The sequence below is a fragment of the Bacteroides sp. AF32-8BH genome (assembly GCF_003435205.1).
In the GTDB taxonomy this organism is placed as follows: Bacteria; Bacteroidota; Bacteroidia; order Bacteroidales; family Bacteroidaceae; genus Bacteroides; species Bacteroides ovatus.
In genome coordinates, this window is record NZ_QVLZ01000001.1 from 71,130 (window position 1) to 96,286 (window position 25,157).

Sequence of the window (25,157 nt, forward strand, 5' to 3'; positions counted from 1 at the left end):
AAATCATTAATAATTGGGATTTTTGCACTGTAATCATTCAAATTATTACATAGTATGAAAAACATCGTAATTAAATGGGCTGTGTTCCTGACAGCCTTTCTTATCTCTTTAGAGGTTAGTGCTCAAAACGTCAGAGTTTCTGGAGTGGTGACAGACGCACTTGGACCGATCCCCGGAGCTAATATCATGGAGGAGGGGACTACTAACGGTACAGTGACGGATGTAAATGGAAAATATTCAATCAGTGTATCGGCTAAATCTACCCTTGTTTTTTCTTGTATAGGATATAAGGAACAAAAAATACGTGTCGGTACGAAAACGGTGCTGAATGTGAATATGGTGGAAGAGTCGAAAATGCTCGATGAATTGGTGGTTGTCGGTTATGGAGTTCAGCGTAAGAGTGATGTAGCCACTTCGGTAGCTTCGGTCAAAGCGGATGAAATGAAAACATTTCCCGCCGGCAATGTGGCTGATATGTTACGTGGACGTGCCGCAGGTGTGAATGTAACGAGTAGTTCCGGACGGCCGGGATCGACTCCTTCGATTACCATTCGTGGTTCCCGTTCTATCAGTGCGGACAATGCACCTTTATATATTATAGATGGTTCTCCTTCCAGTGCAACAGAGTTCAGTACGTTGAGTGCGGATGATATTGAATCGGTTGAAATCCTGAAAGATGCTGCGTCACAGGCTATTTATGGTGCACGCGCCAGTGACGGTGTGGTACTGGTGACTACCAAACGTGGTAAAGCCGGAAAAGTGGAAGTCAACTATAATGGCTATCTGGGTATTCAATCTCTCTGGAGAAATTTTGATTTCTACTCTCCCGAAGAATATATGCAGCTTCGTCGTGAAGCAAAGGCGCATGATAAAGGAATAATTGATGCGCGTGAGATTTCTATAGCCGAAGCGTTGGAAGACGAGGTGATGCAACGGGTATGGGCCAGCGGAAAGTTTATCGACTGGGAAAAAGAAATGTTTAGAAATGCAATCTATCATAATCACGACGTCAGTGTACGTGGAGGAACAGAAAAAATCAAAGTATCGGCAGGTGCCAACTACTTTGACCAACAAGGAATGGTGGTTACCGGATCGGGGTATCAGAAGTTTTCTTTAAGACTGAATCTGGACTTTGAAATAGCCAAATGGATTAGTTTCGGTATCAATTCTTCTTATGCGATGACAAAACAAGACCGTGAGGATGGTAACTTTAATGATTTTATTACCAGTTCTCCATTGGCGGAGATATATGATGCGGATGGCAAGTATACAAAATATATCAACTCGGAAGGAAATTATAATCCTTTGTACCGTGCCGAACATTATGGACGTGAAGTAACTCGTGATAATTACCGCCTGAACTTTTTTATGGATGTGAAACCTTTCAAGGGATTCAATTATCGTCTGAATACTTCTGTTTATAATCAGACGTCTGAAGACGGTTCTTATAAAGATTCCCAATATCCGGGAGGCGGAGGAACGGCCGTTCTTGACGAATCGCGTACACAGAACTGGCTGGTTGAGAATATTGTGACCTATAAAGTGCCTATCCGGAACAAGAAACACCAGTTGACATTGACCGGCGTTCAGTCTGTCGACCATAATGGTTCGAAGTCTATCGGGTACTCGGTTGAGAATCTTCCGGTGGATAAAGACTGGAACTTCATTTCTCAAGGTGAGTTTACAGGCAAGCCCCGTCGTCAGTTTAATGAAAATAACCTGGTGTCGTTCATGGCCCGGGCGCAATATTCACTTTTAGATCGTTATTTGTTGAACGTGGCTGTCCGCCGTGACGGTTCCAGCCGTTTCGGAAAAGAAAATAAATGGGGAACTTTCCCGTCGGCAGCTTTTGCCTGGCGTGTCAATCAGGAGAGTTTCCTAAGAGATGTGTCGTGGATTGATAACCTGAAACTGCGTGTGAGTTATGGTATTGTAGGTAATCAGAATGGTATCGGTAATTATACTACTTTGGGACTGGCTGATAATAAAGGATATGAGTTTGGAGATGTTTTTCAAATGGGATATTTGCCGGGCAAGGAACTTTCTAATCCAAACTTGAAATGGGAACAGTCTGCAACAGCTAACTTTGGTCTTGATTTTAGTTTCTTCAATGGGCGTCTGAATGGTACGGTCGAGTATTATAATACTCATACGAAGGATTTGTTGGTAAAACGTTCCCTGAATGCGTCACTCGGATATACTACCATGCTAGATAATCTGGGAAAGACAAAATCCAGCGGTATCGATCTTTCTTTAAATGGTGATGTGGTACGTATGAAAGAATTTACCTGGACACTCGGAACTAATTTCAGCATGTATAAGAATGAAATTGTCCGTATTGACGATACTCTCGATGAGAACGGGAAACCGGCAAGTCAGGTAGCCCAGGGATGGATTATCGGAGAACCGATCAATGTATACTATGATTATCTGATAGATGGAATTTTTCAGTATGATGATTTTGATATCACTCGTGATGGTACGGGAAATCTGGTCTATACACCGAAAAATACTTATGACAGTGATAATGACGGTGTGGCCGACAGTCCGATTAATTACGGTGGCGCTATTGAACCGGGAATGGTCAAGGTGAGTGATAACAACGGGGATGGAAAGATTACAGCTGATGACAGGGTACCTATCCGTAAAGATCCGAAGTTTACACTCTCCCTTTCTTCTACATGGAACTGGAAAGGATTTGACCTGTTCATGGACTGGTATGGAGTTTCCGGCAGAAAGATTAAGAACGGTTATTTGTACGAGTATAATTCCGGTGGTTCTTTACGTGGAAAATTGAATGGGGTGAAGGTGGATTATTGGACTCCGTTCAATCCTTCGAACAAATTCCCACGTCCTTCTTATAGTGCGGACCCTGCATATTTGAGTGCCATTGCCATTCAGGATGCTTCTTATATCCGTTTACGCACCTTACAACTGGGATATACTTTCCCCACCCGACTATTGAAGAATACTCCGATTCATAAATTACGATTGTATGCAACTGCTACTAACTTGCTGACATTTACGGAGTTTAAATCTTATAGTCCCGAACTGACTCCAGGGTCTTATCCGGAGTCCAGACAATATGTGTTTGGTGTCAATGTTTCATTCTAAAATAAAGAATCCTTATGAAAAAGTTAATATATACAGCCTTTGTCATTTGCGGAATGTTGACCGCTTCCTGCTCGGATTTATTAAATCTGGAATCAAAAACAGACGTGACGAATAATTATCTGTTCACTACTCCCGAAGGGTTGAATACTGCCGTTACAGGATTGTATTCCCTGGCACGTGAATTGCCGGGTGGAGCGGATAATAACGAATCTAATCTGTACATCGTTACCATGTGTGACTTTAATACGGATATTGCCATACTTAGAGCAGGTGTTTCTACCTCAATCGGACGTTTGAATACAAGTTTTACTCCAAGTACTGGAGATGTCAATAAGTTTTGGAAACATCACTATGGGATTATCGGAAAAGCAAATGAAATTATTGTAGCGGCAGAAGCCTTGGGGCTGGATGACAGCGATGTATTGCACGCATGGAGTGAAGCGAAATTTTTCAGAGGACGGAGCTATTTTGAACTTTGGAAACGCTTTGACCGCCTTTATCTGAACGTCACTCCGACCACTGTCGATAATCTGAAACGGGAGTATAAACCGGCTTCTCATGAAGAACTGATGACACTGATGACGACTGACTTGGATGATGCGATGAAAGGTCTGGACTGGTCGCTTCCTCAAAATAACGGAAATGTATTGTATGGACGGGTAACGAAAGCGACTGCCAAACATGTCCGTGCACAGGTTGCCATGTGGGAATCGGATTGGAATACAGCCATTGAGGAATGTGAAGACATCTTTAAGCAGGAGGGTATCTACTCGATGGAAAAGAAGGCCGAGAATGTATTTAATAGCGCAGATTTGAAATCGCCGGAAGTGTTGTGGAGTTTCCAATATTCACAAAACTTGGGTGGAGGAGGTTCCGGAACTCCGGTTGCCGGACATCGTATCTCTATTCAGACCACTACCCGAATCAATAAAATTGCAGGTTGTATCAATACGGCCGATCAGGGTGGATATGGTTGGGGACGTATTTATCCGAATACCTATTTATTGAGTTTGTATGATCAGGTTAAAGATACACGATACAATGAATTGTTCGTACACCGTTTCAAATACAATGATCCTACTTCTCCTAAATATGGAGAATTGATTCCTCTTACGAAAAGTTCCAGTTATTGTGAGACGTTGCATTTCATGTCGAAAAAATACTTTGACCAGTGGACTATGGCCGATAATCCGGACCGGACAACGGGATTCAAGGATTTGATTGTCTATCGACTGGCTGAAACTTACTTAATGGCGGCAGAAGCGTATATGCGCCGTGACGGAGGAATGAGCACGGATGCTCTGCGCTGTTACAATAAAACATGGGAACGTGCTGGGAATGACAAATTTGCGGGACCTCTGACGCAAGATATTCTTTTGGATGAATATGCTCGTGAACTGAACTTCGAGGGAGTCCGCTGGCCTTTATTGAAACGTTTGGGGCTTTTGGGTGAAAGGGTGAAAGCGCATTATGGCGAGACAAAAGCTGAAAATCCTTATTTAGATAAAGATTATGCGGAATGTCGTACCAGTTTTGTAGTTGGAAAGCACGAATGTTGGCCTATCCCACAGGAGCAGATTGACTTGATGGGGAAAGAGAATTTTCCGCAGAATGAGAATTGGTATTAAGCGATTGATTATCTGTAAAACATGAATGAGTATGAAAAGAATAATATATCTGTTATTGATTTTAAATCTGGGGCTGCTTTCCTGTGTCGATGATGCGTCGGTACGTGTGATGCCTGAATTTAATTGTAAAGATACAAAAGTAAACCTGGCAAAAGCGGCGGGTTCTTCCGTTACATCGCTATTATATACTAATGTCGGTCAGGTTGTTGCTCAATATCAAGCGGAGTGGCTTTCTGTAGATGTAAACGCTAAAAGTGTAATATACACTGCCTTGACGCAGAATGACGGTGAGGATGCAAGAAGTACTGTCGTGAAACTGACTTGCGGTTCATATACAGTGGAAGTAACGGTTACACAGGATTCCAAAGAACCTGACCTTTCTTTGAAGGTAGGACAAAGTGTAGATGATGGTATCGGTATGATTTTCTGGGTGGATCCTTCGGATAAGATGGTAGGAAAAGCTGTATCTGTAAAACGTCAGGGAGGAAATCCTTTTGAGGCTTCTGTGATGTCTCATAATGCGCTTTCTACAGTGAATGGATATGCCAATACGGCTTTGTTTACTGCTCCTGCTGCAAATGATGCAGTGGCATACTGTCAGTCGTTGGGTGATGGATGGTATCTGCCTGCACGTGATGAGTTATGGGAGTTGTTTGATGTTTACAACGGTATTGGACATGCTGATCCGGATTTTGCTTCGGTTGTACCTGATAAGTTGACGGAAGTTGAGAAAGCGGCACGTGCGGCATTTGATAAGATGTTGACCGATTTACAGGGTGATGTGATAAACGAGGCTGCCGGTTCGGGCAATGGGGAAAGCTATTGGTCGAGTACGGAAAATGCAGCAGGGGATAAGGCTTATTGGGTACGTTTCGGAAAGTCTGGTGCTGATGCAGGAAATAAAACAGCTACCAACCGTTTTGTGAGATGTATGCGCACAATTGGTGATTATACTTATCCTGAAGAGCCGGCAACTTTGACGGTTGCTCCCAATCCTGTGACATTGGAAGGTGCTAACGAAGCGGAAGCAAATGTTACGTTGACATCCAATAAGAGTGTATTCAGCGTAGTGTTGGCAGATGATTCCTGGCTTTCATATACTATTTCAGGCACAACAGTTACGTTCAAGGCAAAATCAAAAAATACCACTGGTAATATTCGTACGACAATTGCTACAATAACAGCCGGTACTGGCGCAGCCGCAAAAGCAGTGGAGGTAACAGTGAATCAAAATGCAGCTGCCGAGGGAGACGCTTCCCTCGAATTGAGTATCAATACGGTGACTATTACGCCTGATGCGGTAGCAAAATCAGAGGTAATCACAATGATTTCTGATGAGACGGAATTTGCAATAAATATCACTGATGAATCTTGGGTGAAAGCGTATGTTGATGTAACAAATAAAACTCTTTATTTTTGGACATTATCTCCTAATCTGAATAGTTCTAATCGGGTAACGACTGCTACGGTAACAGCCGGAAGCGGAGCGAATGCGCCTAAACAAGAGGTTACGATTACACAGAGAGGACTTTTAAGTTCCGAGTTTGCGGTGGGACAGGTAATTGCGGATAATGGTTCGTTAAAAGGAGGCATTGTGTTCTGGGTAGATGGAACTAATCGTGGTAAAGCGAAAATCATGTCGTTGGACAGAGAGAATTTGGCATGGTCTACAGCAGGCTCTCCGGCTTCTACCGGAGTGGATTTATCCGGAGATGATGGATATACTAATACTATGGCGTTGGCTGCATTACCAAATGCATCGGAAATGCCTGCCATTAAGTTCTGTATGGACAAGGGGACAGGTTGGTATTGGTCGGGGAGAAAAGACTTGGAACAAATGTTTGAAACATATAATGGAACCACTGTAGCAAATGCAACAAATGATAATCCGAATGCGATTACTGATTTTGAAAAAGCCAATCGTGCAGCATGGGATCGGGTTGTCAGCAATGCGGGAGGAACTATTATGAATGAGGCTGCGTCATCTTCTACAGGAGATACATATTGGGCTTGTCGTGAGGCTTCGAATGGTGTGAATGGATTTTATGTACGTTTTGGAAAGCCTATATCTTGGAGCAGTGCAACCTCTAAAAAGAGTTCTTTAAGATATATTCGTGCAGTTCGTTCAATCTCGAAATAATGGTATTAGGTATGTATAAGGTATATCAAAAAATAATCTTAGCCTGCTTGTTATTGATTGTTGCCGGCACGGTCTGCGGTCAGCGTGTGACGCAAACGATCAACGATGGTTGGAAGTTCTCCCTTTTTGAGGGAGACGCGTCCACTGCTGACTTTGATGTGTCCGGTTGGACTGACGTTTCCATTCCTCATACTTGGAATGCAAAAGATGCAGAAGATGAAATCCCCGGTTATTTCCGGGGAAAAGGCTGGTACAGGAAAGCCGTGACAGTGGAGGAACTGATTGTCGGTCAAAGAGTTTATCTTTGTTTTGAAGGAGCCAATCAGGAGACAAATGTATTTGTGAATGGAAAGTTGGTAGGGAATCATAAAGGTGGTTATTCTGCTTTTACGTTTGATGTGACTGACTATGTTCATACCGGACGCAATCTGGTAGCAGTGAGTGTTGACAACTCTTATAATCCGGATATTGCTCCTCTTTCGGCAGACTTTACTTTCTTCGGCGGACTTTATCGGGATGTTTATCTGGTGTATACTTCGCCCGTGCAACTGTCTACCACCCATTATGCTTCCAGTGGAGTATATCTCAAAACTGTTGGAATAACAGACGCTCAAGCGGAAGTGTGTGCAAAAACATTCTTGTCCAATGCTTTGAAAAGTAATCAGGCATTGATTCTTGAAACGGAGATTTTGGATACAGACGGCAATAGAGTGGCACTTTCCGCAAAGAAAGTGAATGTGAAGGCAGGGGAGAAGAATGTAGCCTTTGAAGCGTTGATGACTATTGCGCAACCCAAACGGTGGGATGTTGATTCTCCTTATTTATATAAGGTGTATAGCCGTTTGAAGAATAAAAAGGGAGAAGTTCTCGATTGCGTTGTTAATCCGCTGGGAATCCGTGAATATCATTTTGATGCGGAAAAAGGTTTTTTCCTGAACGGGAAATATCGGAAATTGATTGGTACCAGCCGGCATCAGGATTACAAAGGAATGGGGAATGCCTTGCGGGATGAAATGCATATCCGGGATATACAGTTGAGTAAGGATATGGGAAGTAATTTCCTGCGAGTGGCTCATTATCCGCAAGATCCGGTTGTGATGCAGATGTGTGATAAATTGGGGCTGTTGACTTCGGTTGAAATTCCGATTGTAAATGCCATTACTCAAAGTAGGGCGTTTATGGACAACTGTGTGGAACAGGCTACGGAAATGGTTTATCAGAACTATAATTATCCGTCTGTCATCATTTGGGCTTACATGAATGAAGTGCTTTTGCGTCCTCCCTTTAATCCTGACAACAAGAAAGAACGGGCGGAATATATGAAGTCTCTTCATCAAATAGCTTCGGCTGTTGAGGCGCAGATCAGAAGTCTGAACTCGGAACGCTATACCATGTTGCCTTGTCATTCTGCTTCCCAAATCTATCAGGAAGCAGGGATTACTGAATTGCCGATGTTATTGGGATTTAATCTTTATAATGGATGGTATGGTGGTAATTTGGACGGATTTGAAGAGAAACTGGAAGAACTTCACAAGGAGTTTCCTCATAAACCGTTGCTTATTACCGAATATGGGGCGGATGTAGATACTCGTATTCATTCTTTTTCGCCTGTGCGGTTTGATTTTAGTTGTGAGTTTGGCTCTGTCTATCATGAACATTATTTGCCTGAAATTCTAAAGAGGGATTATATCGTGGGGGCTATGGTCTGGAATTTGAATGATTTTTATTCCGAAGCCAGAAGAAATGCCATGCCTCATGTGAACAATAAAGGGTTGGTAAGTACGGATAGAGAACGTAAGGACGGATATTTTCTTTATCAGGCTTATCTGAAAGAGTCACCTGTTCTGCATATTGCTTCTAAATCTTGGAAGAATAGGGCAGGAGCCAGTCGGGATGGAAAGAGTTGTACGCAACCGCTGAAAGTTTATACTAACGCGGATAAGGTGGAGGTCTTTTTGAATGGAAAAAGTTTGGGAGTATATCCGGTAGCAGATAAGGTGGTTTCCGTGGACATTCCTTTTGTAAACGGAAAGAATGTGGTGGATGCTGTGATTGAAAAGGAGGGACGTGAATATCGTGACCAGTATGTTTGTGATTTTAAATGTGTCAATGTGAAGAATGGCTTTACGGAAATCAATGTACTACTGGGTGCTCGACGCTATTTTGAGGACCGGATAGCAGAGATGTGCTGGATACCCGAACAGGCTTATGCAGAAGGTTCATGGGGATATATTGGTGGGGAAGTGGCTCCGAACAAAACTCGTTACGGTTCTTTGCCGGCCAGCGATACAGATATACTGGGGACGGATCAGGATCCTGTCTTCCAGACACAGCGAGTAGGCATTGAAGCTTTTAAGGCAGATGTACCGGATGGTGTTTATGCTGTATATTTGTATTGGACAGAACTTACTTCTGAAAATAAAAGAGAGGCTTTGGTGTATAATTTAGGAAATGATGTGGTGAGGGAGGACTATATTAACCGGGTATTTTCTGTGGATATAAATGGAGTATCTGTTGCCAAACAACTGAATATTGCAGAAGAATACGGTTCCGAACGTGCGGTTATTAAGAAATATATTGTTCCGGTTTCACAAGGAAAGGGGCTTGTCGTTCGTTTTGGAGCGGTGGAGTCTGTGCCCATTTTAAATGCAATACGAATCGTAAAAGAATATTAGATGATGAAAAATAGTATAGTTATATTGTTTTTACTGCTGTTATCCCAGTTTGGTTATGCCCAGGGATGTACATTTAAGGTCACTGCCCGTCCGTGGGTGAAAGGACAGAAAAATCTGCCTTGGAAAGAGTATGATACCCGTACTATTGCTCAATTGGATGGGTTCAAACCTACTGGTAAAGTACGTGTGAATAAGTATGGAAGTGATTTGGATGCTCCCAGGCATCGGGCTACAGGATTTTTCAGGGTAGAACGTATTGGAAATCGATGGTGGATGATTGATTCCGATGGGTATCGGCATTTGCAGAAAGTGGTGGTAGGAGTACGTTTAGGTACTTCCGAACGCAATAAACAAGCAATGCTGGACAAATTCGGTACGGAGGAAAAATGGATCGAAGGAACGGCACGGATGATTCATTCGCTGGGCTTTTCCGGGACCGGCTCCTGGAGTAATGAAGAAGCTATTGCCTCTTACAATGCCTCTCATAAGGAGGTACTGACTCGCTCAATCATTCTGAACCTGATGAGTGGATATGGGAAGAAACGAGGAGGAACTTATCAGTTACCTGGTAATACGGGATATCCTAATCAGTGTATTTTCGTTTTTGACCCGGAGTTCGAAACCTATTGCGATGAGATGGCACAAAAACTGGTCGCAAATAAAACGGATAAAAATATCATCGGCTATTTTTCGGATAATGAACTGCCGTTCGGGCCGAAGAATCTGGAGGGGTATCTGACTTTGAAGAATCCCAATGATCCGGGAAGATTGTATGCAGAATCCTGGTTGAAACAGCAGGGTATTACTTTGCAGCAAATTACGGACGAACATCGGGAAGAGTTTGCGGGGGTAGTAGCGGAACGATACTACAAAGTGGTGTCGGAAGCGATTCGGAAGTATGATCCCAATCACCTTTATTTAGGTAGTCGTCTACATGGAAAACCTAAGTTTATCCGCCAGATTGTGGAAGCGGCAGGCAGGTATTGTGATGTCGTTGCTATTAATTACTATGGTGCATGGACACCGAGTGAGAAGACCATGAAGCATTGGGGCGAATGGGCTCAAAAACCTTTCATCATCACGGAATTTTATACGAAAGGAATGGATTCAGGGCTGGCAAACACAACAGGGGCAGGTTTCACCGTTCAAACCCAGCAGGAACGTGGATATGCCTACCAGCATTTTGTTTTGGGATTATTGGAAAGTGGGAATTGTGTCGGATGGCATTGGTTCCGTTATCAGGATAATGATCCGACAGCAAAAGGGGCAGATCCTTCGAATCTGGACTCTAACAAAGGGCTGGTAGATAATGAATACAATCTTTATAAACCGTTGGCTGATGCTATGAAAGAATTGAATATCAACGCTTATCGTTTGGCTGACTGGTTCGACCAACAATCAACTAATAATAAATAAAATACATACCATGAAAAAACTATTTATATTGGGAACTTTTCTGTTTATAAGTTCTATTCCTATGGTGTCTTGTACGGATGATGATGATAAAGATCCTAATTTTATGCCTCCTGACATAGTGATGGGAGGGGGAGATGTAGAGTCGGAATATCCGGAAGATTTGCCTGCTCCCGGAGCTTCTGTGATGTATACTCCGTCATTAAATGCCAATATGTATCGCCCTATCAGTGTTAAGTATTCCAGTGCTTATCCGCCTATATCTAGTTGGAAAACAGAGAATACACGTATTATTGCGTATATGGACGGGTATAAGCCGGCTATTAAAACGTTGAAAGCGTATCAGGAGTCGGTGAATAAATATGGAAGTTCGACAACGCTTCCGAAACAAGCAGCTACGGGCAGGTTTTATACGAAGAAGATAGATGGACGTTGGTGGTTGGTTGATCCGGAAGGCTGCCTGCATCTTGAACGTAGTGCAACTTCTTTGCGCAAAGGAACTTCCAGTCGTAATAAAACAGCCTGGAATAATAGGTTTGGAACTGATGAGAAGTGGCTGTCCACTACTCAACGTGAATTGAGTGAGATCGGTTTTCATGGTACAGGTGCATTCTGTACGGGAACGTACTCGTTGATTCAGACTCATAATGCTTCCAATCCAAGCAGTCCGTTGACTTTGGCACCTTCATTTGCTTTTCTAAGCCAGTTCAAGAGTGCGAAGTCTTATAATTATCCCGGAGGAAGCGATGATAATGCTGCAGGTCTTGTGTTTTATAATGGATGGGCCGAATGGTGTGATTCATATTTGGCAGGTAGTGCTTTCGCAGATTATTTGCGTGATCCTAATGTCTTGGGGTTCTTTTCGGATAATGAGATAAACTTCTCTTCAAACAGTTCCCGGATTTTGGATCGTTTCCTGGCTATCAACAGTTCGAATGATCCGGCTTATGTTGCGGCAAAAGGCTTTATGGATTCCAAGGGCGTGCAAAGTGTGACGGATGCCTTGAATAATGAGTTTGCAGGTATCGTAGCAGAGAAATATTATAAAGCAGTGAAAGAGGCAGTGATGAAAGTAGATGATAAGCTGCTTTATCTGGGGACTCGATTGCATGGAACTCCTAAATATATGGAGGGAGTGATGAGAGCTGCTGGAAAATATTGTGATGTCATTTCTATCAACTATTATAGCCGTTGGAGTCCCGAACTGACAACAGCGATTGCAGACTGGGCAAGTTGGGCGGATAAGCCGTTTCTTGTAAGTGAGTTTTATACGAAAGGGGTGGAGGATTCCGATCTGAATAACCAGTCGGGAGCCGGGTATTCTGTTCCTACACAAAATGAGAGGGCTTATGCTTATCAGCATTTTACATTAGGATTGCTTGAGGCTAAGAATTGTATCGGATGGCATTGGTTTAAATATCAGGATGATGATGGTACGGATAATTCGTCGAAACCTGCCAATAAGGGTCTTTATGATAACTCTTATCAGTTGTTTCCTTATTTATCTTTCTTTGCCCGCGAATTGAATTTTAATACGTATGATTTGATCCAGTATTTTGATAAATAGGTATTCGTTTCGATATAATATTTGAAAAGAAAGACAAAGTGCGAATCTCGCTGTATAGCTTTGATAAAAACTACTATTGCAAAATTCGCACTTTTTATTTTCTGATTAGTTGTGTACTAACGTACCTATCTCTTCTCCGCTGATTACTTTCTTTAAGTTACCTACTGTGTCCATATCAAATACGACGATAGGCAGGTTATTTTCTTTGCACATACAGGTCGCAGTTAAATCCATAACTTTCAGACCACGTTTCAACACTTCATCATACGTAATATCATCGAATTTGGTTGCGGTAGGATCTTTTTCAGGATCAGCTGTGTAAATGCCATCTACGCGAGTACCTTTCAGCATAACGTCTGCTTCGATTTCTATTCCTCTAAGTGAAGAACCGGTATCTGTAGTAAAGAAAGGATTTCCTGTTCCTGCAGACATGATGACCACTTCACCGTTTTCCATACATTCGATGGCTTTCCATTTACTGTAGAATTCACCGATAGGTTCCATCCGTACTGCTGTCAATACACGTGCTTTTACACCGGTAGCCACAAGAGCAGAACTTAGAGCGAGGCTATTGATAACGGTAGCCAACATTCCCATTTGGTCACCTTTCACACGGTCAAAACCTTTATTGGCTCCGCTTAATCCGCGGAATATATTACCTCCTCCGATGACGATACCAATCTGTACCCCTTGTTCGTGGATTTCTTTGATTTGTTGAGCATATTCTGCCAGTCTTTTTTCGTCAATGCCGTATTGCTTTTCGCCCATCAAGCTCTCTCCACTGAGCTTTAGTAAGATTCTTTTATACTTTGCCATACCTTTTGCTTTTTATTGTTTGCCGCAAATATAGAGATAATTTATCGGATAGCCTCACTGGGATGCGATTACTTTTTTCATTATTTGCCTTCCCAAAAAGGTTTGTACAACCCCTCGCAGGGAAAGATAAATGAGAAAAGCCAGCCACAGGGCGTGATTTCCCAGGAGAGGATGGAAAGCGTAATATACTCCGAAGAAGCTGGCGGAAGCGACTAACATGGAGTAAAGCATCTGACGGGTAGCGGTGGCACCAATAAATACTCCATCCCACAGGAAAGCAGAAAAGCCAGCTAGCGGAATGATAAGTGCCCAGTAAAAATAAGTGTCTGAAGCGTTGATTACTGAAGTGTCATTGGTTAGTAGACCCAGAAATTCTTTTCCACCGATTGCATAAAGGATGGTGAATATCAATGAAAGACCCAATCCCCAATAGAAAAGGTGATGTACAGTGTTGCGTAAGGCTGTTTGATTCTTGGCACCTATGTAACGGCCGGCCAGTGCTTCACCGGCATAAGCAAATCCGTCCATGATGTAAGAAAACAAAGTGAATAGTTGCATGAGCAAGGTGTTTACAGCTAATACAATTTCTCCTTGGGCGGCTCCTGCAGAGGTGAAAAACATGGTGACCACAACCAGGCAAAGGGTACGGAAGAAGATGTCCCGGTTGACTTGGAAGAAACGGTACATGGCTTGTTTCTGTATAATTTCTTTCCATACAATCCGCTTTCTTAGTACACTATAATAGCGCATATATAGCAATATGGCCATGAAGAAACCTGCATATTGGGCTATTAAAGTTCCTGTTGCCACTCCTGCCACTTTCATATCCAACAAGTAGACAAAGGATAGGCTGGCTACAATATTGACAATATTTTGAGTAATAGCGATATACATGGGAAAGCGTGAATTCTGCATTCCGATAAACCAACCGGCGAATCCATAAAGTCCTAATGTGGCGGGAGCTCCCCAGATACAGATATAGAAATAAGTAGTTGCCAGTTGCTCGACTTCCGGTGTGGTTTGTATCAGAGTGAATGCCAATTTCAGGATGGGGTATTGGAGTATCAACAGGCAAAGAGCTATAAACAATCCTACGCCAACGGAACGTAACAGTAACCGGGTGATTTCATTTAGATCATGCTGCCCATACGCTTGTGAGGTCATGCCACTCGTCCCCATGCGTAGGAATCCGAAAATCCAATAGATAATATTAAACAACATTCCCCCTACAGCGATGGCTCCAATGTAGGCCGGAGAACCGAGGTGTCCTACGATGGTAACATCGATAAGTCCCAGTAGCGGGACGGTAATATTTGATATAATCGATGGTATGGCTATCCGTAATATTCGTCTGTTTTCGGAGGATTGTTTTTTATCTATCATTTTATAGAAACACTTTTATCAAATTGATTGTTCTTTTCGTCCACAAAGGTACATTTTTTATTTTTTTTGTTGTATCTTTGTGAATCACGAACTAAATAGCAATCAGATGGATTATGAGGACCTTAACTATTTTTCTTATCTCTTTATTCTCACTGCCGCTGGCGCTGAATGCACAGTCGGTTGATGAGATGTTGCAGAAAGTATCTGCCGCCATTGAGGCTGGGCAGAATGGACAGGCTGTGAGCTATTTCCGACAGACTATTCCTCTGAATATAGACCGTACGGAAATGTATTATTGGACGAATGTGGACAAGAATAGTGAAATTAGCTCCAAACTGGCTACTGAATTAGCTCTCGCCTATAAAAAGAAACGGAATTACGACAAAGCTTATTTGTTCTACAAAGAGTTGCTGCAAAAGGACCCAAATAATGTAGATTGTTTGGAAACATGTGCAGAAATGCAAGTGTGCCGTGGACAAGAAAAAGATGCTTTGCGTATGTACGAAAAAATATTGCAACTGGATGCGGATAATCTGGCTGCTAATATCTTTTTAGGAAACTATTATTATTTGATGGCAGAGCAGGAGAAGAAAAAGTTAGAAACGGATTACAAGAAACTTCCTTCTCCCACTAAAATGCAGTATGCTCGCTATCGGGACGGATTATCGAAGTTGTTTACTACCCGGTATGAGAAAGCGCGTAACTCTTTACAGAAAGTTGTTCTACGTTTTCCATCGACAGAAGCTCAAAAGACATTGGATAAGATATTGAGAATAGAAAAAGAGGTGAATCGCTAAGTGGTTCACCTCTTTTTCTATTATATTCAATTTGTTATTTTATAGTTCGTATTGGTAAATCCAAGGGACCTTCATTAAGTGCTCGGGTATCAATGTCTCCTTTCTTCGGTCCAGGTATCAGTGGACTATAGGATAAGACATGTCTGATACGTTCACGTTGATTTTGAGTGAATTGATTTGAGTGGCTAATAGCATAATCCATGATATTATAAGAGATAAACTCTATACCATCACATCCTGTTCGTTTTACCAAATTTTCAAATGTGTATTTTGCTCTCTCATTTTCATATATGTAATCACAATTACTATCATACTCTTGTTTATTATAGCTTTTAGTATCTTTGCAATAATCTGTATCTTCACACGTACCATTATTTGTTTCGGCAAAGACATGATGCAGTCCCAGGTAATGTCCTAATTCATGAGCTAGCGTGACAGTAACGTCTGCTGTGTTATATTTTGTTGAAGTAGATTCTTCATTAATATATAGGCTATTAATAGAGACACATAGTGGGAATTGTAAATTTGCTAATGTTAGATGAGAGTAGTCTGTTTCACCAAGCCCTTCTAAATAATGCTTGCCTTTAGTAGAAAAAGGAATATGGGAGATACCTAATGTTACTGAATTTGAATTAGGTTCGGTTGCAAAATTATAAACCATAATATTGATATATGAGTTTGGATCCCATAAGTATTTTACATATTCTCCCGAATTATCCTCCATGAAAGCTTCACAGTCGATAGGGTATGATTCTGGCCATTGGATATATTCTACACCAGGATTGGGTAATGTTTCTCCATTTTTATCTGTTGTTGCCAATGTAAAAGTGAGATTCATATCTACACTGTTATTCTTGCTTTTATACAGACTGTTCACTTTGTCTAGTATATGGGATAAACGGCTTGAATTTATTTTCTGTAGAGAATTTCTATCTTCTTTATACAATACATGAAAGATTACAGGGATTTTATAATGATATTCTTCAGCTGTATTGATAGAGCCATTTTGGATGATTTGAACAGTTTTGTTAACCTTATGACTTATAATAGTGACAGTTGCTGTTCTGGAATTGGATTCCAGATTTGCATTAATAGATAAGATTAACTTTCCATCGTTCTCTCCTTTTTGTGTATTAGGAATACACCATTGTTTATTACTTGTTACAGTCCATGAAGAACTGCATGTAATATCTATCGTTAATGATTCACCGCTTGCGCTGATGTTATCAAACTTCGATTCTGATATATTCAATGTTGCAGAATCTGAATCATCGCATCCTATTAATATCCATAATAATGAAAGGAGGAAAATTAGTTTTGTTTTCATAAATGAAAGAGTTTTATATAAAAACGCACGTTCCAAAGATAATGTTTTGATCTGGAATAGGATAGCTTATTTCAGTAAATATTCTACTTCCTTAAACATATAGTCTCTTTTCATCAGCATCTCGTCTTCTAAAATTAATCTTCCTTCAGGTTCTACACAAACGATTCGTGCAAGAAATTCTCCATTGGCATCTTTATATCGATGAATTCCTTCCCTTCTGAAAAGAGACTTTTCATATTGACAGGCTATTGATGTCGTATCGCCTTTTTTGAGCAAGCTATAATAAGATTGGATACGTAGCATGATATTTTTCAGTATTTCGAATAGATCATGCTCTTTTCCTGTGATTTGTACTAGTGAAACGGGGTTAGGAGCAGAACTGTGAAATATCTCCTGATTAATATTAACTCCGATGCCTGCAATACTTTGACTGATGTTCCGCCCCATCAGATCGTTTTCTATCAACATCCCGCATATTTTCTTTTCTTTCCAATAAATATCGTTCGGCCATTTGATAGAGATATCGGTGGTATAAGTATCTAATTCTTCTTTAATGGCTAAAGAGATGACCTGTGAAATGAGAAACTGACGTCGTGCTTCCAAAAACTCAGGGAAGATAACGGTGCTGAAAAGAAGATTCTTGCCAGGATCTGATTCCCAAGAATTGCCACGTTGTCCCCGACCGGAAGTTTGAAAATCGGCGACAACGACAGTTAGTTCTTCCATTTTCTGTTTAGAACAGAGAGATTGCAGATAATTGTTGGTAGAATTAGTCTCGTTGATATGAATCAATGGAACCGGGAATATATCAGGGAAGGGCATCATATTCTGCACGTAACTTTTTAGTAAATTTCTTGATTACCTCATTATAAGAGTGATCGATAAGCTCTTTCATCAATTTATCGTCTATGTCACTATCAAAGCGGACACTATTCCAGTACTTTTTATTAAAATGATAAGCCCCTTCAATTCCCGAATAATGTTCACGCAGTTCGATTGCTTTCTCCGGGTCACATTTTAGCGCGATGTGATTAGCTTCTTCCAGGTCAATGAGAGCAAACATCTTGTTCATTACCTTTATAACCAGTGATACATCATCGAAAGGGAAAGATTCGGTGACTCCTCTCTTGCTTAAGCAGTATTCTCTGATAGTTTCTACATTCATAATGAATTAATAATTATAGTATGTTTTCATAATTGGTTATATCATAATTTTAAGCGCAGATTGCACGCATTTCACGGCTCTTATAATGATGAATATGTAAAGCCAAAGCATTCTTTAATATAAAGGAGGATAAAACGCTTCCTCTATGTGTTCAACCTTGAAATGCCCGTCGTTGCCTACTACAGTAATGATATCAAAGCGTACAGGAGAGTCAATCTGAAACAATCTGATATAGGTATCCGCTGCGCGTACCGTACGTCTTATTTTAGGTAAATCAACAGCATCTTCCGGCTCTGCAAATAGGGTATTACTGCGAGTTTTCACTTCTACTACAATCAGTTCATTATCCTTTGCTGCTACAATGTCCAGTTCGAAATGTCCTTTTCTCCAGTTCCGGTCACGGATGAGATACCCCTTCTGTTCAAGATAAGCTACGGCGGCATTTTCTCCGGCTTTTCCTAAATCATTATGTTTAGCCATCTTTTTTTGCAAATTTACTGCTTTTATTCTTTGTATTTACAGAAGTAAAAGTAATTTTGCAGAAGATATGAGAAAAAGGAGTAAGAAGTGCCTGAAAATGCATGTCGAGTGTACCAAAAGGGAACGACGGATGAGCATTTTATTGAGCGACGAAGAACAGCTGATTGTAGATCGTTATCTTGAGAAATATAAGATAACGAACAAGTCACGTTGGCTTCGTGAAACGATTCTCATGTTTATTCATAAGAATATGGAAGAAGATTATCCAACCCTTTTTGGTGAACACGACATGAGACGATAGGGGGATAATAAAAATAATAGATTCAAAATTAAAGGGTGGAATGCTGGACGATATTTACTTCATGAAACAAGCTTTGATAGAGGCAGGAAAGGCTGCCGAGCGGGGGGAAGTTCCCGTTGGAGCTGTCGTGGTTTGTAAGGAGCGGATTATCGCACGTGCCCATAATCTCACAGAAACATTGAATGATGTAACGGCTCATGCCGAGATGCAGGCTATTACAGCTGCTGCCAATGTGCTTGGTGGCAAGTACTTGAACGAATGTACCCTGTATGTCACAGTTGAACCTTGCGTAATGTGTGCCGGAGCTATTGCTTGGGCACAGACTGGTAAGCTTGTATTTGGCGCCGAAGATGAAAAACGCGGCTATCAGAAATATGCCGGTTCGGCTCTACATCCTAAAACGGTGGTTGTAAAAGGGGTAATGGCTGACGAATGCGCTACATTAATGAAAGAGTTCTTTGCTGCGAAACGAAAATAAAAGCAGTATCCTGTTTTATTTGATTTCCTCAAAATCTACATATTCACCATCGTCCTGGGTGAATATTTTTTTATGTCTTTTTTCCGGGACGTTCTCGGAATATATTTCCTCTTCATCATCATTTGAACGGCGATCTCTTTGGCCATAGTCCTGTTGGCTTGTACGTCCCGATTCCGTTTGTTTCGGGTGTGATGAAGAAGAACCACGTCCTAATCCGAAAATCGTTCTTAGTATGAAGCCGATAATAGAAAGGCCAAATACGAAAATGGCAATAATAAAAATGAGTATGAATAAAAGTATATGCATCGGGCTATGATTTTTATGTTGTTACTTCGATAAAACTCATAGTACAACAAACGTGCCAAGAGATTGTTTATTTACTTTTTCTTGTAAAAAGTGAAAGTAAAATATACCATACAATGATGGCGGCAAAGCTACTGATTCCAAGAAATATAAGAAGAGGAATGCAGATAATCAGGAATATAAAACTGATTTTGTTGTCATTCCATGACAGATTTTTAAATTTCAGCGAAAACATCGGTATTTCTGATACCAGCAGTCCGGAAAACAGACAGACAAGTATAAGAAGGTAGACAGGATGGCAGTTGTCTGATATCAGGAAGTCATGTGCACCCGCCACTAAAGAACCCCAGAACAGAGCGTTGGCGGGAACCGGAAGTCCCACAAAAGAACTGGTCTGTCGCGTGTCATTATTGAATTTAGCCAGGCGCAATGCTGAAAAAACAGAAATCAAGAATGCCAAATAAGGTAGGTAAGGAGCGATGAACTCCATACTTGCCGGATAATACATTTCTTTGAACAGAGAGAATACGATCAGTGAAGGAGCAACTCCAAAACTGACATCATCTGCCAATGAGTCCAAGTCTTTTCCGATAATGGAATGTGCGTTGAGCATACGAGCCAACAATCCGTCGAAGAAATCGAAAATGGAACTTAAAGCAATGAAAAGTAGTGCCAGCTCATATTTGGCTTCAAAAGCCATGACGCAGGCAATACAACCGGAGAAAAGGTTCAGGCAGGTTACGGTATTCGGAATACTGTTTTTAATAACGTTTGTCATTGTGACAGAATTATTTAAGTTTGGCGATAACCGTTTGGTTACCGGTCGTTAATTGTCCCATGCTGACACATACTTCTGTGCCAATGGGTAAATACACATCCACACGGGAACCGAATTTGATAAATCCCATGTGTTCGTCAATATAACATTCTTCTCCTACTTCAGCGTAGGTGACAATACGGCGTGCCACTGCTCCGGCAATTTGCCGGGTGAGTACTTCCACTCCTTCCGGAGTTTCGATTACTACCGTAGAACGTTCGTTTTCTGTGCTGGCTTTCGGCAGCCATGCTTTCATGAAGTTTCCATTATGATGTGCTACCTTTTTAATGGTACCGTCCACCGGATACCAGTTGGCATGTACATTCACAATGCTCATGAAGATGGATATCATTAACCGGCGGTCATGGAAATATTCGTTTTCATCGACTTCCTCGATAACGACGATTTTTCCATCGGCGGGTGCTACGACAATCTTTTCAGTGTCCTGTCCGAAGAGACGGATCGGACATCGAAAGAAATTCACCATCAGCAGATAGACTGCTATACTCGCTACTGCTACCACATAAAATGGTATTTTGCAATCGATCCCCCAATAAAGAGCCGCATTAATCAATAGCAATAGCAAGAAGCTAGCCCATAATATATGTGTTCCTTCGCGGTGAATACGTATTTTCTTCAATTTCTTTAGTCGGCCCATGAATGCTGTTTAATGATATTGTCTGCAAAAATATACTTAATTTAAAAATTCAGCAAGTAAATGAGCATAGAAATGCGAATGTTGATAACTTTTTGAGGATTATTTTTGTTTATAACCCGGGAGGTAGTAATTTTATGCCTTCAAATTAACTACTTATCATTATGCAGGATTTCGTTCATTTACATGTCCATACTCAATATTCTTTGTTGGATGGTCAGGCTAGCGTAGCTCGTCTGGTTGATAAAGCCATGAAGAATGGGATGAAGGGTATAGCCGTGACCGATCATGGAAATATGTTCGGTATCAAGGAATTTACGAACTACGTCAATAAGAAGAACAGCGGTCCGAAAGGTGAAGTCAAGGACCTGAAGAAGCGAATTGCAGGAATTGAGGCCGGCACGATAGAGTGCGAGGATAAAGAGGCGGAGATTGCTGCTTGCAAAACTAAGATCGTGGAAGCGGAAAACAAACTATTCAAACCGATCATCGGTTGTGAAATGTATGTGGCACGCCGTACCATGGACCTGAAAGAAGGCAAGCCCGACCAGAGTGGTTATCACCTGATCGTATTGGCTAAGAATGAAACTGGTTATCACAACCTTATTAAATTAGTATCGCACGCGTGGACGCGCGGTTATTATATGCGTCCGCGTACTGACCGTAGCGAACTCGAAAAATATCACGAAGGACTTATTATTTGTTCAGCCTGTCTCGGTGGTGAGGTGCCGAAGCGGATTACTGCCGGGCAATTTGCCGAAGCGGAGGAAGCAATACAATGGTATAAGAATTTGTTTGGCGATGACTACTATCTGGAGTTACAACGCCATAAAGCGACTGTTCCCCGTGCCAATCATGAGTGTTATCCGTTGCAGGTGAATGTGAACAAACATTTGATAGAATATGCTAAGAAATTCAATGTCAAACTGATTTGTACGAATGATGTTCACTTTGTAGATGAAGAGAATGCGGAAGCGCACGACCGTTTGATCTGTTTGAGTACCGGTAAGGATTTGGATGATCCTACCCGTATGCTTTACACCAAACAAGAATGGATGAAGACACGCGAAGAGATGAACGAACTCTTTGCCGACGTGCCCGAAGCATTGAGCAATACACTGGAGATTCTTGATAAGGTAGAATACTACTCGATCGACCATGCACCTATCATGCCGACTTTCGCCATTCCCGAAGATTTCGGAACAGAGGAGGGGTATCGGGAGAAGTTTACAGAAAAAGACTTGTTCGACGAGTTTACTCAAGATGAACATGGTAATGTGGTATTAAGTGAAGAGGATGCGAAAGCAAAAATTAAACGCTTGGGTGGTTATGATAAACTTTATCGTATAAAACTTGAAGGAGATTATTTGGCAAAACTGGCTTTTGACGGAGCTAAAAGAATTTATGGTGAACCTCTAACGGAAGAAGTCAAAGAACGAATGAACTTCGAATTGTACATCATGAAAACGATGGGTTTCCCCGGATACTTCTTGATTGTACAGGACTTTATCAATGCGGCACGTAAGGAACTGGGTGTGTCGGTGGGTCCGGGACGTGGTTCGGCAGCAGGTTCAGCAGTGGCTTATTGTTTGGGTATTACGAAGATAGACCCTATCCAATATGATTTGCTGTTTGAACGTTTCTTGAATCCGGACCGTATTTCCTTGCCCGATATTGATGTGGACTTTGATGATGACGGTCGTGGTGAGGTACTTCGTTGGGTGACAAATAAATATGGTCAGGAAAAAGTTGCTCATATTATTACGTATGGTACTATGGCGACAAAGATGGCTATCAAGGATGTCGCGCGTGTACAAAAGCTACCTTTGTCAGAATCCGATCGTTTGTGTAAACTGGTTCCTGACAAGATTCCTGACAAGAAACTTAATTTGCCGAATGCCATTGCTTATGTTCCCGAATTGCAAGCAGCGGAAGCGTCATCTGATCCTCTATTGCGGGATACGATCAAGTATGCCAAAATGCTTGAAGGCAACGTGCGTGGTACAGGTGTACATGCTTGCGGTACGATTATTTGCCGTGATGATATTACTGACTGGGTACCTGTCAGCACTGCTGATGATAAGGAAACGGGCGAAAAGATGCTTGTTACCCAGTATGAAGGCTCGGTGATTGAAGATACTGGGTTGATTAAGATGGACTTCCTCGGTCTGAAAACTTTGTCTATCATCAAAGAAGCTGTTGAAAATATCCGTTTAAGTCGTAATGTTGAAGTGGATGTCGATGCGATAGATATTTCTGATCCGGCTACTTATAAATTATATAGTGACGGACGTACGATTGGTACATTCCAGTTTGAATCTGCCGGTATGCAGAAGTACCTGCGTGAATTGCAGCCTTCTACATTCGAAGATTTGATTGCCATGAATGCCCTTTATCGTCCGGGACCGATGGATTATATCCCTGATTTTATTGATCGTAAACATGGACGCAAGCCGATTGAGTATGATATTCCTGTAATGGAAAAGTACTTGAAGGATACGTATGGAATTACGGTCTATCAGGAACAGGTGATGCTTCTGTCACGTTTATTGGCAGACTTTACTCGTGGTGAGTCTGATGCGCTCCGTAAAGCGATGGGTAAGAAGTTGCGTGACAAGTTGGATCACATGAAACCTAAATTTATTGAAGGTGGGCGTAAGAACGGACACGACCCGAAAGTGCTTGAGAAGATTTGGACCGACTGGGAAAAATTCGCGTCTTATGCTTTCAATAAATCACATGCTACTTGTTATTCGTGGGTAGCTTACCAAACAGCCTATCTAAAAGCAAATTACCCTCCTGAATATATGGCAGCTGTCATGAGCCGAAGTTTGTCTAACATTACCGATATCACGAAACTGATGGACGAATGTAAAGCAATGGGTATTCAGACGCTGGGACCGGATGTGAATGAAAGTAACCTGAAGTTTACCGTAAACCATGACGGTGATATTCGTTTCGGACTTGGTGCTGTCAAAGGTGTAGGTGAAGCTGCTGTACAAAGCATAATGGAGGAACGGCGTAAGAATGGTCCTTTTCTCGGTATATTCGACTTTGTGCAACGTGTCAACCTGAATGCCTGCAACAAAAAGAATATGGAATGTCTGGCATTAGCCGGAGGGTTTGATAGTTTTCCTGAACTGAAACGGGAACAATATTTTGCTGTAAATTCTAAAGGTGAGGTATTTCTGGAAACATTGATGCGTTATGGTAACCGCTATCAGGCAGATAAGGCAGCTGCTGTCAATTCTTTGTTCGGTGGTGAAAACGTTATTGATGTTGCAACTCCTGAAATTCCTCAAGGTGTAGAACGTTGGAGTGATCTTGATCGTCTGAATCGTGAGCGTGATTTGGTCGGTATCTATCTTTCTGCTCATCCGTTGGATGAATTTTCTATCGTATTGGAACATGTCTGCAATACACGGATGGCGGATTTGGAAGATAAAGCTGCACTTGTTGGTCGTGAAATAACGATGGGAGGAATTGTAACTAGTGTTCGTCGCGGAGTCAGCAAGAACGGAAATCCATATGGCATTGCTAAGATTGAAGATTATTCCGGTTCTACTGAAATCCCATTCTGGGGAAATGACTGGGTGACTTATCAGGGATATCTCAATGAAGGAACGTTCTTGTATATCAAGGCTCGCTGTCAAGCCAAACAATGGCGGCAGGATGAATTGGAAGTGAAAATCACCTCTATGGAGCTTCTTCCCGATGTGAAAGAAGAACTGGTGCAGAAGATCACGATTATCATTCCTCTGTCAGTCTTGAACTCGGCTTTGGTTACTGAACTTGCCACTTTGACTAAGGAACATCCGGGAAATACGGAATTGTATTTTAAAGTGACGGATGATGCCGATGTAAGCCACATGTCAATTGATTTGATTTCCCGTCCGATTAAGCTTTCGGTGGGGCGGGATTTAATAACATATTTAAAGGAACGTCCGGAACTGGGATTTCATATAAATTGATTATTGGTGATTTATGGCGTTTTGAAATAAGAATTTTGCTTTGTCTATTTCTTTATGGAACAAAGATAAGGAGGTTAATTTAAAATTTAGAAAAATAATAAAAGAGACAATGTTGTAGAAAACATAG

At 41.5% G+C, this 25,157-nt stretch carries 19 protein-coding genes; 10 read left to right on the forward strand and 9 right to left on the reverse strand.

All coding sequences use genetic code 11. The features are described from left to right. Positions 1–54 precede the first annotated feature (54 nt). Genes DWZ47_RS00260 through DWZ47_RS00285 form a run of 6 tightly spaced genes read left to right on the forward strand, consistent with a single transcriptional unit; the run spans position 55 to position 12,537 of the window. A complete protein-coding gene (locus DWZ47_RS00260) occupies positions 55–3,114 on the forward strand; it encodes a SusC/RagA family TonB-linked outer membrane protein (protein ID WP_042994444.1) in 3,060 nt (1,019 codons plus the stop codon). 14 nt (positions 3,115–3,128) lie between these two features. Next, on the forward strand, positions 3,129–4,742 hold the full coding sequence (locus DWZ47_RS00265; protein WP_117512077.1) for a RagB/SusD family nutrient uptake outer membrane protein: 1,614 nt from the start codon (positions 3,129–3,131) through the stop codon (positions 4,740–4,742). Between the two features lie 25 nt (positions 4,743–4,767). Next, positions 4,768–6,882 carry a BACON domain-containing protein gene (locus tag DWZ47_RS00270; protein WP_117512078.1) on the forward strand — a complete coding sequence of 705 codons (2,115 nt, stop codon included), beginning with the start codon at positions 4,768–4,770 and terminating at the stop codon, positions 6,880–6,882. Between the two features lie 11 nt (positions 6,883–6,893). Then, a complete protein-coding gene (locus DWZ47_RS00275) occupies positions 6,894–9,557 on the forward strand; it encodes a glycoside hydrolase family 2 TIM barrel-domain containing protein (RefSeq protein WP_117512137.1) in 2,664 nt (887 codons plus the stop codon). 3 nt (positions 9,558–9,560) lie between these two features. Then, positions 9,561–10,973, forward strand: coding sequence for an agarase (locus tag DWZ47_RS00280; RefSeq protein ID WP_117512138.1), 1,413 nt, complete (start codon positions 9,561–9,563; stop codon positions 10,971–10,973). 10 nt (positions 10,974–10,983) lie between these two features. Further along, positions 10,984–12,537: a hypothetical protein gene (locus DWZ47_RS00285; protein WP_117512079.1), complete on the forward strand. Its 1,554-nt coding sequence runs from the start codon at positions 10,984–10,986 to the stop codon at positions 12,535–12,537. Positions 12,538–12,642: 105 nt separating this feature from the next. Here DWZ47_RS00285 and pyrH read toward each other — a convergent pair whose 3' ends face one another. Next, entirely contained in the window at positions 12,643–13,353 is a 711-nt protein-coding gene (gene pyrH, locus DWZ47_RS00290; protein ID WP_004306551.1) for a UMP kinase, read from the reverse strand. Between the two features lie 54 nt (positions 13,354–13,407). Beyond that, complete coding sequence (locus DWZ47_RS00295; protein ID WP_117512080.1) at positions 13,408–14,736, reverse strand: MATE family efflux transporter; 1,329 nt, start codon at positions 14,734–14,736, stop codon at positions 13,408–13,410. Positions 14,737–14,849: 113 nt separating this feature from the next. Here DWZ47_RS00295 and DWZ47_RS00300 point away from each other — a divergent pair, with 113 nt between their 5' ends. Further along, the gene (locus DWZ47_RS00300) at positions 14,850–15,533 is read left to right on the forward strand and encodes a tetratricopeptide repeat protein (protein ID WP_004306554.1); all 684 of its coding nucleotides are present in this window, start codon (positions 14,850–14,852) and stop codon (positions 15,531–15,533) included. Positions 15,534–15,567: 34 nt separating this feature from the next. Here DWZ47_RS00300 and DWZ47_RS00305 read toward each other — a convergent pair whose 3' ends face one another. The 4 genes from DWZ47_RS00305 to DWZ47_RS00320 all read right to left on the reverse strand — a co-directional run bounded on the left by DWZ47_RS00305 (position 15,568) and on the right by DWZ47_RS00320 (position 18,505). Then, a complete protein-coding gene (locus tag DWZ47_RS00305) occupies positions 15,568–16,860 on the reverse strand; it encodes a zinc-dependent metalloproteinase lipoprotein (RefSeq protein WP_117512081.1) in 1,293 nt (430 codons plus the stop codon). A 66-nt stretch (positions 16,861–16,926) separates the two neighbouring features. Then, on the reverse strand, positions 16,927–17,685 hold the full coding sequence (locus DWZ47_RS00310; RefSeq protein ID WP_008998945.1) for a biotin--[acetyl-CoA-carboxylase] ligase: 759 nt from the start codon (positions 17,683–17,685) through the stop codon (positions 16,927–16,929). Further along, complete coding sequence (locus tag DWZ47_RS00315; protein WP_004306560.1) at positions 17,669–18,025, reverse strand: MmcQ/YjbR family DNA-binding protein; 357 nt, start codon at positions 18,023–18,025, stop codon at positions 17,669–17,671. Before DWZ47_RS00315 ends, DWZ47_RS00310 begins: the two co-directional genes overlap by 17 nt. 114 nt (positions 18,026–18,139) lie before the next feature. Next, positions 18,140–18,505, reverse strand: a complete 366-nt coding sequence (locus tag DWZ47_RS00320) for a YraN family protein (RefSeq protein WP_004299213.1) — start codon at positions 18,503–18,505, stop codon at positions 18,140–18,142. Between the two features lie 67 nt (positions 18,506–18,572). Between DWZ47_RS00320 and DWZ47_RS00325 the strand changes: the two genes are divergently transcribed. Together DWZ47_RS00325 and DWZ47_RS00330 are read left to right on the forward strand one after the other, a co-directional pair. Then, entirely contained in the window at positions 18,573–18,806 is a 234-nt protein-coding gene (locus tag DWZ47_RS00325; protein WP_004299215.1) for a hypothetical protein, read from the forward strand. Between the two features lie 40 nt (positions 18,807–18,846). After that, positions 18,847–19,284: a nucleoside deaminase gene (locus DWZ47_RS00330; protein WP_004299216.1), complete on the forward strand. Its 438-nt coding sequence runs from the start codon at positions 18,847–18,849 to the stop codon at positions 19,282–19,284. A 15-nt stretch (positions 19,285–19,299) separates the two neighbouring features. Here the strand turns inward: DWZ47_RS00330 and DWZ47_RS00335 are convergent, their stop codons facing one another. The 3 genes from DWZ47_RS00335 to DWZ47_RS00345 form a co-directional block, all read right to left on the reverse strand. Beyond that, positions 19,300–19,590 (reverse strand): DUF4834 family protein, encoded by a 291-nt coding sequence (locus DWZ47_RS00335; RefSeq protein WP_117512082.1) that lies wholly within the window; start codon positions 19,588–19,590, stop codon positions 19,300–19,302. A 67-nt stretch (positions 19,591–19,657) separates the two neighbouring features. Further along, positions 19,658–20,365 carry a CDP-diacylglycerol--serine O-phosphatidyltransferase gene (pssA, locus tag DWZ47_RS00340; RefSeq protein WP_004306563.1) on the reverse strand — a complete coding sequence of 236 codons (708 nt, stop codon included), beginning with the start codon at positions 20,363–20,365 and terminating at the stop codon, positions 19,658–19,660. 10 nt (positions 20,366–20,375) lie between these two features. Further along, positions 20,376–21,062, reverse strand: coding sequence for a phosphatidylserine decarboxylase family protein (locus tag DWZ47_RS00345; RefSeq protein ID WP_004299219.1), 687 nt, complete (start codon positions 21,060–21,062; stop codon positions 20,376–20,378). Between the two features lie 161 nt (positions 21,063–21,223). Here DWZ47_RS00345 and dnaE point away from each other — a divergent pair, with 161 nt between their 5' ends. After that, positions 21,224–25,030 carry a DNA polymerase III subunit alpha gene (gene dnaE / locus DWZ47_RS00350; protein ID WP_117512083.1) on the forward strand — a complete coding sequence of 1,269 codons (3,807 nt, stop codon included), beginning with the start codon at positions 21,224–21,226 and terminating at the stop codon, positions 25,028–25,030. The last annotated feature ends 127 nt before the right edge of the window (positions 25,031–25,157 follow it).